The sequence below is a fragment of the Chloracidobacterium sp. N genome (assembly GCF_018304765.1).
GTDB classification, from domain to species: Bacteria; Acidobacteriota; Blastocatellia; order Chloracidobacteriales; family Chloracidobacteriaceae; genus Chloracidobacterium; species Chloracidobacterium aggregatum.
Window position 1 is genome coordinate 1,790,276 of record NZ_CP072642.1, and the last position, 17,206, is coordinate 1,807,481.

Genomic DNA, 17,206 nt, shown 5'->3' on the forward strand with positions numbered 1-17,206 from the left:
AGGCTGAAGCAGGTCCGGCAGGAAGAAAAAAGCGGTCACGCCCGCGTGGAGCGTGACCGCCGGAAATCAGGTCAGGCTACCCTGACCGGGTTGAAGGTTAGCGCCGCCGCCCGGGAGCCATCACAACCGGCGTCCGGGCAGGCGTCGTCGCTGTGGCATCCTCGCCAGACGTGGCCTTTGGCGTCACAGGCTCATCGCTGATGACCCGTGCCACCATTTTGCCGTTGGCATCAGGGGACACTTCAACCACCATCGTCCGAATCACCTGCCGCTGGTTCTCAACGCTTTCCGTCGTTGAAACCGGGCCGACAATCGCCAGCACGTCCACCAGCATACGCATCGTGCCGGTCGAAGGCATGTGCACCCGGAAGAAGATGTTGGTGGATTGTCCCGGTGCCAGCGAGCTAATTGGCGTACCCGAGCCAATCGGCGGCTGCCCGTTGAGGGTGGTCTGGATGGAGCCAGCCTGCCCACCAGTGTAGGCGCAGGGCCCGGCGTAGTCATCCGCCGACGCCAACCGGTGTGGATTGGGCGACGCCAGAATGACGGCGTTCGGATTGGTGAAGTCCGGGAAGCCCAGCCCTTTCACCTGAATGGCGATGTTGGAGAGGGGCGCCGCACCGGTGTTGGTCAGCAGCCCAGCCAGAATCCCCCGGAACGGATAGCCGGGGCAGCCAAACAGCGCCGCCGTTGCCGACGGGTAAATCAGCATCTGCACCTGCGGGTTGACATTCGTCAGGCAGGCTGTGGTGAAGCAGTTGAGCGTGCCGGTCTGGATGGTCATGGACCAGCCGCCGTTGATGTTGCCGACATCACCACCGGCGAAGTCCTGCACGAACAGTTCCCACGTGCCGTTCACGCTTGCCCCGGACAACCCGTTGAAGATGTTCAGGTTGCTGTTGTAGGGCGGCGGTGGCAGCGGTGCCGCGAAGGTCCGCGACCCACCGTTGTTGTTCGGGCTGTAGGTTCCGCTGGGCGGGAAGCCTGTCAGTGGCAATGGCGGGGCTGTCTGGTCAAACGTGTAGGTGCGGCCCGTCACGCCACCGGAGCCGCCGATAGCGTTGTTGAACAGCACACAAATCTGACCGCCCGGACCCCGCAGGGCCACCCCCACGTCGCTGGGCCAGGTATGGTTGAAGTTGTTGATCGTCACCGTCACCTTCGTAATCGGCGCTGTGATGCCACTCACGTTGATGGTGGACGGATAGGGTGCTGCTGGTCCTGACGTTCCCGAGGCTGGAATCGTGATCGGCGCCGGGTTGGAGAAGGTAAACGTGCCGCCCGGCGTCAACGGGCAGCCCGTCGCCACCGTGTAGCTGGCCGTACTCGGACTCGGTCCGCCCGGCCCGAATGCCACCGACACGTTGATGGTGACGGTCGTCCCCGGAACAAAGCTCGGTAGGAGCTTGAAGGTCACGTTGCCGGTCGCACTGCCACCCGGCGCCAGCGGGCCAAGGTTGACCGTGCTGCCGTTGACAATCGTCACCCCTGTCGTCGGTGAAGTGATGGTGGCAATGGCTGTCGTCGCCGTCGAGCCGCCCACGTTCGTCACGGTGATGGCCGATTGCAGGGTCTCGCAGGGTTCAAAGAAGCCATCGCCGTCGCTGTTGAGCGTCCCCGGCAACTCGGTTGTGGTCTGACCCGTGAAGGTGACATTCGGAGCCGTCACAATGCCGCAGCACTGGAAGCCGTCCTGCACGGTGAGCGTGTCAATCCGCCACCCGGGCGCACCGATAATCGAGTCACTGCCCATGCGGAACCGCAGGATAACCGTCCGCGAGCCGCTTCCCGGCAGGTTCACCGTCGTGGTGATGTAGCCGCCGGAGTTGCCCGTCCAGGCCTGCCGCCCGCCGATGGGCGAGCCACTGTTGAGTGTGGCGTTGTAGCCGCCGGTGACAAAGCTTCCGCCGGCCGTGAGGATGTCCTGGAACGGCCCGCCGTTGATGCTGATCTCCAGCACCCCGCCGTCCCAGAGATTTTCCGTGTTGTAGAAGTTGCGGAAGGTCAACCGCGCCTGATTCGTCGTCAGGTTGATGGGTGGTGTATCCAGCCGCTTGTCGCTGACCACAGCCGGGTTGTCCACGAAAGCGCAGTTGGGGGCTGTGTCGGGTGTGACATTCGATGTCACCCACAGAGGCGACGGGCCCGAAGCATTCGTTGCCGTCCAGCCCGCCGGAAGTGCCGGCGGCGTGACCGTATCGAAGTTCTGCGTCAGAACGTTGTTCGGCGTCCCAATCTGGAACGAGAACGTCGCCGTTCCCAGACTGCCGTTGCTGTCGCTGAGGTTGAGTGTCATCGTCAGCGTCGTTCCGCACAGCCCGTTGACCGTGAAGGTGAAGGCCCGCGTCGCGCTGGCCCCAATCCCCAGCACACCGTAGTTCTGCGGGTTCGTGCCACCAATCGCGCCTACCCCGCCACCGGGCACCAGCGTGGCAATGAGGTTGCCGTTGGTCGGGGCTGTACCGTCATTGCGCAGCGTGATGTTGTAGGTCACGGTCTCGTTCTGATCGGGTACACCATTGTTGGGCACACAGCTTTCCGCCGTCAGGGTAGCGCTTACCCCGGTGATGACCGGCAGGGTCGCCGGCTGCCCATTGTGGACCACCAGCGCAAAGTCCTGGTTGTTCCCGGAAACGGTCGGGTCCGCCTGGGAATTGATGTTGGCTGCCCGTACGCGAATGACAAACGGTGTACCGGCTGCAAAAGGCGGCAGAAAGACATTCTCGACGTTGTTGCGGAAGTCGGCCGTCCCGCCCGTCACCGAGTTGGCGCCGCTGAAGACGTTCCCCCGGTACGTATTGCCGCCAATCGTCACTTCCAGATCGAGGTCGTTGTTATAGGCATTACCTATCGTGGAACCCGGGGCATCTGTCCATCCCAGCGTCACCCGGAACGGGGCCGTTCCGTTGACCACCGTCCCGACAAACACCCGCTCCTGTCCCGTCGCCGTAAACCGGTCCGCCGGCACCTGGTCGCGGATAATCCGCTGCACGCCATTGAACGACGTGCCAAGGTTCATCATCCCCATCCCCTGGGAGTTCGACCACAGCGTATCGTTGGCGCCCGTACCCGTCATATACCGCGCCGTGTTCATCAGGTACGCCTTCAGCATTGCCGGGCTGGGCGGGGCGCTGCCGGAAGGTGTCCGGTGTGCGCCAATGTAGGCCGGGTTGTTGATGAACTGCTGATAGACGAGCGCCGCCCCACCGGCCACGGCCGGGCAGGAATGGCTCGTCCCGGACGAGGTGGTGTACCACCGCTGCCCGGTCGAGGTCGGGAAGTAATTGTTGGGATTGCCGGCCGTGCCACCGCCCGGCATTGCACACACGCCACTACCCCGGAAGCCGGGATCACCCGTACCCGTATTATCTGGTGGTGACACCGGGTCTGAGGTGGCGGTTACATAGGCCATCCCGGTGATGTGCGTCCCCGGCGCGACGATGTCCGGCTTGCGGCGACCGTCCGCGCATGGCCCACGGCTTGAAAAGCTGATCATGTCATTGGCGCTGTCCGCGCCGGTATCCGGGATGCCACAGCCATCGTTCCCGGCGGCGTTGTTCCCACCGTTGGCCGTCGCGTGGGAATGCACGTTTTCGGCGGCGCCGACGGTGATGACGTTCTTCGCCGTACCCGGCGCGCCAACCGTCTGTGCACCGGGACCGGCGTTCCCGGCCGCAAAGACCATGGCAAGCTGCTGATTGCCGGCCGTACCCGTATCCGCATCGCGCGTCCGCGCGTCATAGGTCTGGGAGTTCACGTTGTAGCCACCAGCCGTATTAGCGCCCCAGCTATTGCTGGTGATTCGGGCACCGCTGTTGTAGCCCGCCGCCAGCATGTTGTTGAAGTTGGGATTCCTGAAACTCGGGTCAAAAATGACCGAGTTGGCCAGCCGCACAAACGGCGCCACGCCCAACCCGTAGCGGAAGCCCTGCGGATCACGGTGGATGCGCGTGCCACCCGGGTCAAAGCTGTCCGGCACAAACCCGCCCACGATGCTCATGTTGAGCTGCCCGTGACCGTCAAAACCCAGCCCACCATCCGTACCGGGCGAATTCCAGATACCCTTGTAGATAAAGCGCGACGTGCCGCCCAGAACACCGCTCTGCCAGAGGCTGAAGTGGCGTGCTGGCACCGGCCCGGCATTGCTGCCGGACGGCACCGTGCCGGGGTCAGCCCCCGTCGGATTCCGGTCAGCGCCGTCGTCGGTCACGTCCACGACAAACCCGGACGAGTTGAACTGCGCCTGCGTAAAGCCCCAGCCCGACAGCAGTGAAAAGTAGTTGCCCGGATTTGGATTGTTGCCCGTGATGTTCCCGGCCACGATCATGTTCTGCCGTTCATCGAGCTTCTTGACCTCGACGTTCGGGTGAATCGAGACCACATCGGGCCGGTTGGCGACATCCGCCAGATAATCCGGCGACATCTTGATGAACAGGTTGACGTACGGCCCCCATGCCTGGGTCTCCGCGATCTGCCGCGCCCCAATCTCGCGCAGCAGCTCAAACGTCCCCCGATTTCCCTGCTGGTCGGCGAAAAGCTGCACCTGATACTCGCCGTTCGTGTCAATGTACTGCTTGCTGCCCGGAATCGCCGACGGGTGCACCTTGAACAACCCGTAAAACGGGCTGTCCCACTGCACGGCTTCCGTCCGCTGCGCCAGCGCACTGAGCGCCGCCAGGCTCTTGCTGTTCCCATAGACCAGATAAGCGTTGCTGGGAACGGCCGTGACAATCTGCACCCCGGTCGCTTCCAGCATCCGCACCCAGGCCGGCTGGATGGGCCCGGCAAACTGCACCAGCCGCATCCCAACCCCATCCACCAGCTCCTGCTGCCCGCGCAGCGACTGTGCGGCCGGCGAAGTGGTGTTGATTTCTACGGCGTTGAGATAGACATAGTTGAAATCGTTGCGCTGCGTCACGCCCGGCTGGTCAGCCAGCCGTGCCGCTTCCTGTTCCGAGACTTCAATGACCCGGAAACCCTCGTACTCGCTGATGACTTTGGCGCTGCGCATGGCTTCCGTTGCCGGCGCGTCCGACTCGACACGCAGCTTGGCCCGGTTGCCAGCTACTGAAAGCTCCCGGAGATTGGACAGGTTGAACGTTCCGGCGGTCAACTGCGCCCGCCCGGCCGCGCGCGTCAGCGGCGCGCGGAACGTGACCGCTATGCCGGCCACCAGAACCGTGGCCGCCACGACGAGCGGCAGAAGGCGTCGCCACGCCGGACGCCGACGCGGGCGTTCGGTGGGCGGAGAAGATGTGATGTCATTCATCTGTGTTTTCCCTCATGAGGCTCTGCAAACTCACGCCACTGGCGGCGTGAGGGGGTGGATACAAACGGCACTGGCACACTCCACAAGGGGCGGCCGCCCGATACACTGAGCGTGGCAGAAACCGCATACAAAAAGCTGGCCTTCCAAAATGACCCGCGAGGCTGGATAAATTGCCGCGACAAGCCGTTTTCAAATGTGTGTGTCGTTGTTTACGCTTTGCGTGTGCCGTTTGTCAATGTCAAAACCGGCCGGACCACCTGGCCTGGCACGCGATATGCAAAGCACAAGCACGGCCGCGACGCCGGACGGCAAGCGGGTAAAATGCAGTAAGGGGGCAGCATACTCCAGCATGCGTATTGTCTTTATGGGCACGCCCAGCCTGGCCGTCCCAACCCTGCGGCGACTGCACCAGGACGGGCATGACCTCGTGGCTGTGGTTACACAGCCGGACCGCCCGGCCGGGCGCGGCCACCGCCTGCAACCTTCGCCGGTCACGGTTGCCGCCCGCGAACTGGGGCTGCCGGTCTGGCAGCCAACCAAAATCAAGACACCGGAATTTCATGCCGACCTGGCGTCCCTTGCCGCCGACATTGGCGTGGTTGTGGCTTATGGGCGGATTCTGCCGCCGCACCTGCTGGAAACCCCACGGCAGGGTTTTCTGAACGTCCACTTCTCGCTGCTTCCGAAGTATCGCGGCGCAGCCCCGGTCAACTGGGCCATTGCCCACGACGAAGCCCTGACCGGTGTGACCGTGATGTATATGGACGCCGGGCTGGACACCGGCGACATTGCCCTTCAGACCGAGTGCTGGATTGGGCGCGAAGAAACGGCCCCGGAACTGGGCGCGCGCCTGGCGCACCTTGGCGCAGAACTGCTCAGTGACGCACTGCGACAACTGGCAGAAGGCCAGCTTCCCCGGCGTCCCCAGGACGCGACGCAGGCAACCTACGCCCCGCTGCTCAAACGTGAAGACGGCTGGATTGACTGGTCCCTTCCGGCCACGGCCATTGCTGCGCGCATCCGGGCGTTCCAGCCCTTTCCCGGCAGTCACACGTACCTTGCCGGCCGCCGTGTCACCTTCTGGCGGGGGCAGGCGGCGCCGCTGCCGGATGGGACAACGCCCCCACCCGGTACGCTGCTGGCCGTCACGGATAACGCGCTGCTCATTGCCTGTGGGCAGGGCACGGGCCTGGCCGCACAGGAACTTCAGCTTGAAGGGCGCGCGCGGGTTTCGGCGCGGGACTTCGCCAATGGGTTGCGATTGCAGCCGGGGGCATGTTTCATGTCGCCGATGCCGGCCTCGCTGCGCACCGACTCTGAGTAACGCGCCAACCACCCCAAGCAATGTCTTCACCGCTGAGTTGGGATGCCTTTTGCACGCAGTTGCGCCCGACGTTCATCCCCCCTTTTGGCTGCCCGGAGTCGCTGGCCTTTGCCCTGCCCACGCTGGAGCATCTCCACTGGCTCGACCGCCAGGCCATCAAGCTCGCCGCGCGCCTCGACCGCCCGACCCGCCTCGTCCTTGACGACGACCCGCCGGCGCACCTGCGGGCGCGCCTCGAAGCCCAGTGCCTGACGCACGCTGACGCTGCCCCCCACCTGGGGCAGGTTGTTCCCTACGCGCCCGGCTTCATCCTGCACTGGATCCGGTGCGCCCTGCCCACGGCCCGGCTCGTGGCGCTGTGGCGGGATTACCAGACAAGCCTCGACCGGGCCCACCGGATTCCCACCGGCAGCAGCTATGCCGAGCGTTTTCCCCACCTGCGGCTGGGACTGATGCTGGGCGCCGACCTGTTCAACTGCGGCGAGTTCTATGCCGCCCACGAAGACTGGGAAGCCCTCTGGATGCGCCTGCCGGAAGGCGGCGAAAAGCTGGTCATCCAGGGTCTCATCCAGCTCTGCGGCGTCCACATTCACCGCCTCAAAGGACGGGCCGAGCCAATGCAGGTGCTGTTTGACAAGGCGCGCCTCAACCTGGCCGAAGGCGGACAGGACACCCCCTGGCTGGACGTTGCGCAGCTTTTGCGCGAAACGGAAACCATCCTTCAGACCCCGCTCGCAGCTCCCATCCGCGCGCCGGAAATCCCGCTCGTCAACGAACACGCCGATGTCCCGTGCAAGCATCGGTAAATCTGGTCTATGCGGACGGTCATCCTGCTCATTCTCAGCAATCTGTTCATGACGGTGGCCTGGTACGGACACCTGCGCCACCGGGGTGTGACCCTGTGGAAGGTCATTCTCATCAGTTGGGGTATCGCGTTTTTTGAATACTGCCTGCAGGTGCCGGCCAACCGCTGGGGCTACGGGCAGTTCACGGCCTTCCAGCTCAAGATTCTGCAGGAAATCATCACGCTTCTGGTCTTTGTCGCCTTCGCCATCACCTACCTGCACGAGCCGCTGCGGTGGAACTATGCCGTGGCATTTCTCTTCATCCTCGCGGCCGTGTACTTTGCCTTCCTCCCGGCATCATCCACGCCGGCGCACCCATGACGGAAGCCTTGAAAAAGCGATGAAAGCAAGGCGCGAAACACTGGTTGGCGGTTGGCTCCGGGTTTTCCTGCTGGTGGGCCTCGTGTCCGGCTTCCCTGCATCAGCGGCCGGCGCGCTGGCGGTTCAGACGATTCCACGCGAGAGTGTCCGCTGGCACTACGAACGGGCGCTGGTGCTCGATGCCCAGGGGCATACCGGACGGGCCATCGCGGCACTCTACCGCGCGCTCGATGCCGCCGAAGAACAGCGCCACGCGCTTGAAGTCGCCATCAAGGCAAAACTGACGGAAACCGACCGTATGGCGTTGGAACAACTGGAGCGTACGGCCCGCGACCGCCGTCTGGCCGGTTCATCCCGGCAGCAGCAGACGCAGGTGGAGCTGGCCCAAGCCTTTGACCAACTGGCTGCCCGGCATCTTTCGGCTGCCGATCTGGGCCTCTGGCAGACGCTTGCCGTGCAGGTGACGGAGTGCCGCTACTTTCTGGCCCGGCTGTACTGGCGCAGCGAGCGCACGGCCGACGCCATTATGACGCTGGTTCAGGTGATGGACGTGCCGGCGATGCCGGAGCACATCCTGGCGCGTCTGTTGCTTGCGCGGGCCTATGGACAACTCGGCGCGTGGGAATATGCCCAGCCCCATCTGGAACGGCTGGCGGCACTGACCGATCTCCAGGACCCGGCGGCCCGGCGCGCACTGGAACGCCTCCGCAAAGCCGTGGCCCAGCCAAAGAGCAGCGATCCATCGTCCGCTCGCGCCGACCTGCAAGCCGTGGTCACGGCCATCGAGCAGGCTTTCCTGTCCAGCCCGGCCGCCTACCGCGCGTTGACGCTGGGCCGTCACCTGCACGACCCGCTGGCCTATCTGGAGCTGGCGCATCTGTGCGAGGAGGAAGACACCCCGGAGGAACTGCGCGCCACCCTGCAGGAAGGGATTCGCGTGCGGGGCAACTTCTTCCCGGTTGCCTGGCTGGCGCTTGGAGCCGAAGCCGAACAGCAGGCGGCGGAACTCGAAGCGGCCAACCAGGCCGCCGAGGCGCAGCAGGCTTACCGGCGCGCCGCCGAGGCCTTTGCAACGGCGTTCGAGCAGCTTCAGCAGCTTGATTTTCAGCCGGTCCGCGATTTTGACCCGGAACGACTCACCACCCTGCGCCGGAAACTGGCGCAACGTCAGGAACAGCCGTAGCTCTTTCCAGCACAAACAAGTCCTTTCCGCCGGGCACAAAAGGCACGTCAAATCCTGTCCGGCAGACAAAAAAGCGGTCACGCCCGCGTGGAGCGTGACCGCCGGAAATCAGGTCAGGCTACCCTGACCGGGTTGAAGGTTAGCGCCGCCCGGGAGCCATCACAACCGGCGTCCGGGCAGGCGTCGTCGCTGTGGCATCCTCGCCAGACGTGGCCTTTGGCGTCGCCGGCTCATCGCTGATGACCCGTGCTACCATTTTGCCGTTGGCATCAGGGGACACTTCAACCACCATCGTCCGAATCACCTGCCGCTGGTTCTCAACGCTTTCCGTCGTTGAAACCGGGCCGACAATCGCCAGCACATTCACCAGCAGGCGAATCGGACCGGTCGAAGGCACCCGCACCCGGAAGAAGACACTCGTGGACTGCCCTGCCGCCAGCGGGCTAATCGGCACACCAGTGCCAACCGGCGGCTGCCCGTTGAGCGTGGTCTGGATGGAGCCAGCCTGCCCGCCAGTGTAGGCACACGGCCCGGCGTAGTCATCCGCCGACGCCAACCGGTGCGGATTCGGCGTCGCCAAAATGACCGCGCTCGGATTGGTGAAGTCCGGGAAGCCCAGCCCTGTCACCTGAATGGCGATGTTGGAGAGAGGTGCTGCACCAATGTTGGTCAGCAGCCCAACCAGCGTCGCCTGCAACGGATAGCCGGGGCAGCCAAACAGCGCCGTGGTTGCCGACGGGTAAATCAGCATCTGCACCTGCGAGTTGACGTTCGTTGGTGTTTGAATCACCACCCGCTTCGGGTCGTGGTCAGACAAGCGCCTGGGTGACAACGGATTGTTGCGGTCCACTTCCGGGAAATCCGCGTTGACCCGCGCCGTTTCAGAGAAGGCAATGCCCGACAGGTTTTGGGTGACTGCCACCTGGTCTAGCGTCTGGGCACTGCCGTCAAACAGGAAGGAATAGTTCGCCGAGTTCACTGCCGTCCCCGTCAGACTCACCAGCGGGGGCGTCGGCGGATTCCACCCCGCCGTCGGCGCCAACACCACACGGGTGTCATTCGCGCCACTGGTCGGCGGCGTCGGCGCATTGCCCAGAATCGTGTTGTAGATGTCCGCGTAACCGTCGTTGAACTGGAAGCCGTTGAAGTCGCCGATGACCACCATGCGCTCATTCGGATTCAGTATCTGTCGCTGGCGAATGAGGTTAGCGACGAACTCGGCCTGCAACTGCCGCTTGTGGCGGACCCGGTAGCCCTCATTCGGATAACCGTTGACCGGAGAGCCGCCGCTGTCAATGCCACTTAGTGAACGCTGGTGCACGTTGATGACCGTAAACGCAAAGCCCCCCAGCGCCCCCTGCAAAATGATCGGCGGACGGTCGTTGAGAATGGCCGTCGAACTGTCAGGACGCACATACGTATCGGTCGCGCCCACCTGCGTCACACTGCTCACTGTGACGCGGTTGGTATTGACCAGATAGGCCACGGCAATCCCGCCCACGTCATTGGTCGGGAAGATGTACCCCACGTAAAACGGCAGCGCCGGGTTGCTGTTTGTGGGATTGCCGTTGTCGGTGTTGAGCCGCGCCGCCATGTCGTTGATGACGACATTGAGATCGTCGGTCGGCGCTTCCACTTCCTGCAACCCAATCACATCCGGGTTGCGCAGAATGTTCCGCACCTGAAGGGAAAACTTGCTGAGGCGATTGCTGTACGCCGTCGCCGTCAGCACCGGTTCGCTCCGCCCCGGATCATTACGGTTGTCAAAAAACCGCTGCACGTTCATCGAGGCAATCGTCAACTCACTGGCTGCGCGCACCGACAACGGAATCGCCTCCCCTACCCCCGGCCCACCACTGTTGGAAAACACCGGCGGATTGGCCGCCTCCGGCAAAATCGTAAACGTGCGGAAGCTATAGTCCAGCGCCCCGACCAGATTCGTCACAATGGCCGGATAGGGCGTACTTGGGTCAAAATCCCCCGACGGCACGTTGAGCGCCGTCGTGTTGGGTTGCGCCGTGCTGTCCACCCGCAGCACCTCCGGGTTGGCATCCCAGCGCGGCACGTTGACCGGCGGCGGCAACGTCCCCGTCACTCCGCCATTGGGAACAGTGTCCGGGAAGCGGATGCCCGGCTCACGAAACGGACGGTCGGCGCAAAAGCCGCTGCCGCACACCTCCGCCACAACGCCAAAAAACCGCCCGTTTGTCGTTGATGTGGCATTCGTTTCATTGATGCTCCCCCCGGTGGGCGACACCACCGCCAGATGCTGCACTGCCACCCGCATCCCCTCAAACCGCTCGTAGCGCAACGGCAGGGTCGGCTCCAGTGGCGACGGCGTGCTGGCAATGGCCGGAGTGATGACCGTCGGTGCCGGCAAGGGAACACTGCACGCCAGCCGGGCAATCGTCAGTGACCCCGAAAGCTGCGTCACCGACGGCTGCTGCGGGTCAGCCGCGGGGACAAACTCATTGACCGTACCCCGTACCCGCACCAGGTTCCCAATCTGCACCGGCGGCGTGCTGCCCGTGAACACAAACAGCCCTTCGGACGTGTTCGGATTGCCGTCATCGAGCGCAGAGCCGTCCGGCGTCTGGACGAAAAACCCGTTGCTGCGCAGCCCATACACCACGCCTTCGGTCGTCTGCACCGTGCTGACCAGCGGCGAGGTGTTGCCTGTCCCCTGAATCTGGTTGATGGGCGTGACCGGTGTTGCCGCCACGACGTTGACCGTGATGGTGCAATCCGCGGTCTGGGGCGTCGGGGTGTCGTTGTTTGACCAGCGGACGACAACGCTGTAGCTCCCAACTGGCACGGTGTTGGCAATCTGCAGGGTGGCCGTGGCTGTGCCGCCGACGCCGGTTGCCGGAACAAAGTCCACAATGGAGAAGCCAGCCGTGGGTGGCGTGACACTGAAGACGACGGCGCTGTTGACGATGCTGTCGTTATCTGTAGCGCTCAAGCCGCAGGCAACAGCAGTCGTTCCCTGAAACGCCGCCACCGTCCCCGGACACGACGGCACAATCGGCGCGGTTGGCGGCGGACCGCCGCCGGTCAGCGTGAAGTTGTCAATGCCAAAGCTGTCACGGTTGCCGGAGCCGCTTGAAGCACTCAGCGCCACGATGCGGAAGAAGACACTGGGCTGGTTGCTGACCTCGGCCGACTGCGTTGGCGACAGCGTCACAGAGATGTTGGTGTTGCCCCACGTGCCGGGGTCGGTGTAGGTGGCCAGCGTCACGAAGGAGGTTGGGTTTGCGCCGACGCCGTATTGCAGCGTCCAGGTTGTACTGCGCGGCTGGACGCTCAGCATCTGGGCATCGAAGCTGACAGCGGTGATGGTTTCCCCGGTCGTATTCCGCTGGTAGGTAAAGGCCGCACCGGGGTCGCCGAAACTTCCGGTCTGCCGGATGCCCAGTGCCCGGTCCGGGGCGCTGTTTTGGGTCGCGTCGGGCGTTGAGGCATTGAAACCGGCGTTGTTGGCCGAGGCAAAGTTTTTGAAGGCCCCGCTGGTGTTTCCCCAAGGTATGGAAGCGGTTGAAAATGAAACCGGCGTGCCAAGTGAGGATGCTGTCGCGCCGGTGTTCACCGTCCAGCCGGATGGCAGACCGCTGCCGATGCCGTCAAAGGTTTCGACATAGGGGATCATCGTCGTGGCCGGGACGGCCGGCGCCGCTGTGGAAGGACGGGCGGCGGTGTTGGCGCTCATCGGCCGCGACCACGGCCCATACACCGCGAGCAGCGCACAGGCCATACCAATCACGAACACTGACGCCACATAGCGCCAGCGTGTCTGATTCATCATAACGTGCATATTGGCTTTCGCTCCTGGGTCTGTGCTGCGCCGGCCAACCGGGTATCCACGCCGCAGGCAGCCGGGCAGTGAAAGAGAAAGTTCATTGAGGACAACTGGACATTGTGTAGAGTGGCCCAACCTTATGCCTGCTGTGTAAACGACACGTTACTGGCAGAGCGGTTTTTTTCAGTGTTTGTGCGCTGGTGCCCGCAGTGCTTCTCCACAGCTTTTCGTCCACAGAGGGCATTCACACCCCCTCTGAAAAGCACATTGGGTGGCAGGGATGCGCCCCCACCACCCAACGGTAAGATGCAGGTTCAAAACCGACGGCTACCGCCGACGACCAAACCGCGTTCCAGGTATTGCCGTACCGGAAGTCAGCGGCGCTACTGTCAGCCGCCCTTTGTCCTGCAGCAGTTCAAAGCCGAAACCTGTCCCTTTCAGCGGCACGGTCGTTGCCATCACCAGCCCCGGTGCCTGCCCTTCGTTCAACGCCACCGGGCAGGCCGTCCCGCCAACCCCGAAGACGTTGACAAAGAACCGCAGCCGCCGCACACCTGGCAAGGCAAGACGAAGGGTTATTACTCGCGACTCTCTTGGATTGAGAGTGCCAATTGGTGTGTTGCTGCCAATCGGCGCCTGTCCGTTGACCGTGGACTGGTCCGCGCCAGCCTGCCCGCCACTGCTGCACGTGGCCCCATCCGCCGTCAGCAGCCGGTGCGGGTTGGGCGTGGCCACAATCACGCCGGTCGGCGTACTGTCGGGATACCCCAGTCCCACCACCTGCACAAAGACATCCGAGATGGTCTGGGTACTCGTGTTCGTCAGCACGGCCGTCAGCACGAGGTCGCCGGCGTAGTTGGGCAGCCCGCAGGTGTTCCCCGCCAGCGCCTGCCCGGTGATGTTGAGCGAAACCCGGCAGTTCTGGAGCACCGGCGTCGCCGTCGGCACCAAAATGGTAACCCGCTTCGGATCGTGGTCGGACAACCGCTTGGGCGATGCCGGATTGTTCCGGTCCACTTCGGGGAAGTCCGCGTTGACCCGCGCCGTTTCAGAGAAGGCAATGCCCGACAGGTTTTGGGTGACTGCCACCTGGTCAAGCGTCTGTGCGCTGCCATCGAAGAGGAAGGAATAGTTCGACGAGTTCACCGCCGTCCCTGTCAGGCTCACCAGCGGCGGCGTCGGTGGATTCCACGCGGCCGTCGGTGCCAGCACGACCCGGGTATCATTTGCGCCGCTGGTCGGCGGCGTCGGCGCATTGCCCAGAATCGTGTTGTAGATGTCCGCGTAACCGTCGTTGAACTGGAAGCCGTTGAAGTCGCCGATGACCACCATGCGCTCATTCGGATTCAGTATCTGTCGCTGGTGAATGAGGTTAGCGACGAACTCGGCCTGCAACTGCCGCTTGTGGCGGACCCGGTAGCCCTCATTCGGATAGCCGTTGACGGGACTACCGCCCGTGGCAATGTCATTCAACGAACGCTGGTGCACGTTGATGACCGTGAACGCAAAGCCCCCCAGCGCCCCCTGCAAAATGATCGGCGGACGGTCGTTGAGAATCGCCGTCGAACTGTCCGGCCGCACATACGTATCGGTCGCCCCCACCTGCGTCACACTGCTCACTGTGACGCGGTTGGTATTGACCAGATAGGCCACGGCAATCCCGCCCACGTCATTGGTCGGGAAGATGTACCCCACGTAAAACGGCAGCGCCGGGTTGCTGTTTGTGGGATTGCCGTTGTCGGTGTTGAGCCGCGCCGCCATGTCGTTGATGACGACATTGAGATCGTCGGTCGGCGCTTCCACTTCCTGCAACCCAATCACATCCGGGTTGCGCAGGATGTTCCGCACCTGAAGGGAAAACTTGCTGAGGCGATTGCTGTACGCCGTCGGCGTCAATACCGGTTCGCTCCGCCCCGGATCGTTCCGGTCGTCAAAGAATCGCTGGACGTTCATCGAGGCAATCGTGAGGTCAGTTGCAGGACGGACGGACAGCGGGATGGCCTCGCCTACCCCAGGATCGCCGTTGTTGGAGAAGACCGGCGGGTTGGCCGCTTCCGGCAAAATCGTGAACGTGCGAAACGCATAGTCCATCGCTCCGACCAGATTCGTCACAATGGCCGGATAAGGTGTACTCGGATCAAAGTCCCCCGACGGCACGTTGAGTGCCGTCGTGTTGGGTTGCGCCGTGCTGTCCACCCGCAGTAACTCCGGGTTGGCATCCCAGCGCGGCACGTTGACCGGCGGCGGCAACGTCCCCGTCACTCCGCCATTGGGAACAGTGTCCGGGAAGCGGATGCCCGGCTCACGAAACGGACGGTCGGCGCAAAAGCCGCTGCCGCACACCTGCGCCACAACGCCAAAAAACCGCCCGTTCGTCGTTGATGTGGCATTCGTTTCATTGATGAAACCGCCGGTGGGCGACACCACCGCCAGATGCTGCACTGCCACCCGCATCCCCTCAAACCGCTCGTAGCGCAACGGCAGGGTCGGCTCCAGTGGCGACGGCGTGCTGGCAATGGCCGGAGTGATGACCGTCGGTGCCGGCAAGGGAACACTGCACGCCAGCCGGGCAATCGTCAGTGACCCCGAAAGCTGCGTCACCGACGGCTGCTGCGGGTCAGCCGCGGGGACAAACTCATTGACCGTACCCCGTACCCGCACCAGGTTCCCAATCTGCACCGGCGGCGTGCTGCCCGTGAACACAAACAGCCCTTCGGACGTGTTCGGATTGCCGTCATCGAGCGCAGAGCCGTCCGGCGTCTGGATGAAGAACCCGTTGCTGCGCAGCCCATAGACGACACCTTCCGTCGTCTGCACCGTGCTGACCAGCGGCGAGGTGTTGGTTGTCCCCTGAATCTGATTGATGGGCGTGACCGTCGCCGTCGCCACGACGTTGACCGTGATGGTGCAATCCGCAGTCTGGGGCGTCGGGGTGTCGTTGTTTGACCAGCGGACGACGACGCTGTAGGTCCCGGTCGGGACGGTGTTGGCAATCTGCAGGGTGGCCGTGGCCGTGCCACCAGGGCCGGTTGCCGGGACGAAGCCCACGATGGAAAAGCCGGTTGTGGGCGGCGTCACGCTGAAGACCGTAGCGTTGTTAATGATGCTGCTGGTGGAAGTGGCGCTCAGCCCGCAGGCAACAGCGGTCGTTCCCTGAAACGCCGCCACCGTCCCCGGACACGACGGCACAATCGGCCCAGTCGGCGGTGGGCTGCTGGTCAGGGTGAAGTTGTCAATGCCAAAGCTGTCACGGTTGCCGGAGCCGCTTGAAGCACTCAGCGCCACGATGCGGAAGAAGACACTGGGCTGGTTGCTGACCTCGGCTGATTGCGTTGGCGACAGCGTCACAGAGATGTTGGTGTTGCCCCACGTGCCGGGGTCAGTGTAGGTGGCCAGCGTTACGAAGGACGTTGGGTTTGCGCCGACGCCGTATTGCAGCGTCCAGGTTGTGCTGCGCGGCTGGACGCTCAGCATCTGGGCATTGAAGCTGACAGCGGTGATGGTTTCCCCGGTCGTATTCCGCTGGTAGGTAAAGGCCGCACCGGGGTCGCCGAAACTTCCGGTCTGCCGGATGCCCAGTGCCCGGTCTTGGGCGCTGTTTTGGGTTGTGTCGGGCGTTGAGGCATTGAAACCGGCGTTGTTGGCCGAGGCAAAGTTTTTGAAGGCCCCGCTCACATTTCCCCAGTCTATGGGCGTGGTTGAAAATGAAACCGGCGTGCCAAGTGAGGCTGCCGTGGCATCGGTCCGCACTGTCCAGCCGGGCGGCAAACCGCTGCCGATGCCATTGAAGTTTTCAGCATAGATTGTTGTCGTTTTTGTCGCCAGAACGGTCGGTATGGTCCTTGTGCGCTCAGCGGCCGTGTCGGCGCTCAGCGGCCATTGCCACGGCCCATACACGGCAAGCAGCCCACAGGCCGCACCAATCACGAACACTGACGCCACGTAACGCCAGCGCATCTGATTTATCACGACGTGCATAATGGCTTTAGCTCCCGGTCTATACTGCGCCGGCTAACCGGGCACCTATGCCGCAGGCAGCCGGACAGTGGAAAAAGAAAGTTCATCAAGTGCATACGGACACGGCATAGAGTATCCCAACCTTCACAAATTGCAGCCTTTTGTTTTATGCAGGTATGAGGATTACACGCGATGGCTTCGGCTGGAGCTGACCTGCGTGATGGTCTTGAGCACTTGCCCTTTGGACACCCTTCCCCGCCTGGCTGCGCTGCTGGTTTCATTTCGGCGCTGGCTATGTTGCCGTGGGAGTGCTTTGAAAAACCCTTCATTCGACATGGACAGCCGTTTCGCTATGATTTACCGGCATAGGACCATAACCCGGTTTGGGCTTATTCAGGTGGTGAGCGGGCCAGGCCCAACGCACCCTAGGCGTCTGCCAGGCAACCTGGTATGTGCTACCGTTCACGTAACCGGGTTTTGAAACCTGCCGCCGCAAGACCTAATTCTGCAC

Annotated in this window: 7 protein-coding genes; 4 read left to right on the forward strand and 3 right to left on the reverse strand. The window is 63.2% G+C overall.

The features are described 5' to 3' along the window. Positions 1-97 precede the first annotated feature (97 nt). Positions 98-5,269, reverse strand: coding sequence for a S8 family serine peptidase (locus tag J8C05_RS07460; protein ID WP_211421613.1), 5,172 nt, complete (start codon positions 5,267-5,269; stop codon positions 98-100). Between the two features lie 349 nt (positions 5,270-5,618). Here J8C05_RS07460 and fmt point away from each other — a divergent pair, with 349 nt between their 5' ends. The 4 genes from fmt to J8C05_RS07480 are packed head-to-tail and all read left to right on the forward strand — an operon-like array spanning position 5,619 to position 8,942. Further along, on the forward strand, positions 5,619-6,593 hold the full coding sequence (gene fmt, locus J8C05_RS07465; RefSeq protein ID WP_211421614.1) for a methionyl-tRNA formyltransferase: 975 nt from the start codon (positions 5,619-5,621) through the stop codon (positions 6,591-6,593). 20 nt (positions 6,594-6,613) lie between these two features. Beyond that, positions 6,614-7,399 carry a DUF309 domain-containing protein gene (locus tag J8C05_RS15470; RefSeq protein ID WP_246840677.1) on the forward strand — a complete coding sequence of 262 codons (786 nt, stop codon included), beginning with the start codon at positions 6,614-6,616 and terminating at the stop codon, positions 7,397-7,399. 9 nt (positions 7,400-7,408) lie between these two features. After that, on the forward strand, positions 7,409-7,759 hold the full coding sequence (locus J8C05_RS07475; RefSeq protein WP_211421615.1) for a DMT family protein: 351 nt from the start codon (positions 7,409-7,411) through the stop codon (positions 7,757-7,759). Between the two features lie 19 nt (positions 7,760-7,778). Beyond that, entirely contained in the window at positions 7,779-8,942 is a 1,164-nt protein-coding gene (locus J8C05_RS07480) for a tetratricopeptide repeat protein (protein ID WP_211421616.1), read from the forward strand. 139 nt (positions 8,943-9,081) lie between these two features. On the opposite strand, the gene J8C05_RS07485 is transcribed toward J8C05_RS07480, so the two are convergent. Next, positions 9,082-12,744: an endonuclease/exonuclease/phosphatase family protein gene (locus J8C05_RS07485; protein ID WP_246840678.1), complete on the reverse strand. Its 3,663-nt coding sequence runs from the start codon at positions 12,742-12,744 to the stop codon at positions 9,082-9,084. Positions 12,745-13,065: 321 nt separating this feature from the next. Continuing rightward, positions 13,066-16,716, reverse strand: coding sequence for an endonuclease/exonuclease/phosphatase family protein (locus tag J8C05_RS07490; RefSeq protein WP_246840679.1), 3,651 nt, complete (start codon positions 16,714-16,716; stop codon positions 13,066-13,068). Positions 16,717-17,206 lie beyond the last annotated feature (490 nt).

Excerpts from the sequence above, each read along its gene's own strand:
- J8C05_RS07490 (WP_246840679.1), bottom strand. The coding sequence starts at position 16,716 with ATGCACGTCGTGATAAATCAGATGCGCTGGCGTTACGTGGCGTCAGTG.
- J8C05_RS07475 (WP_211421615.1), top strand. The coding sequence starts at position 7,409 with ATGCGGACGGTCATCCTGCTCATTCTCAGCAATCTGTTCATGACGGTG.
- J8C05_RS07485 (WP_246840678.1), bottom strand. The coding sequence starts at position 12,744 with ATGATGAATCAGACACGCTGGCGCTATGTGGCGTCAGTGTTCGTGATT.
- J8C05_RS07480 (WP_211421616.1), top strand. The coding sequence starts at position 7,779 with ATGAAAGCAAGGCGCGAAACACTGGTTGGCGGTTGGCTCCGGGTTTTC.
- J8C05_RS15470 (WP_246840677.1), top strand. The coding sequence starts at position 6,614 with ATGTCTTCACCGCTGAGTTGGGATGCCTTTTGCACGCAGTTGCGCCCG.
- fmt (WP_211421614.1), top strand. The coding sequence starts at position 5,619 with ATGCGTATTGTCTTTATGGGCACGCCCAGCCTGGCCGTCCCAACCCTG.
- J8C05_RS07460 (WP_211421613.1), bottom strand. The coding sequence starts at position 5,269 with ATGAATGACATCACATCTTCTCCGCCCACCGAACGCCCGCGTCGGCGT.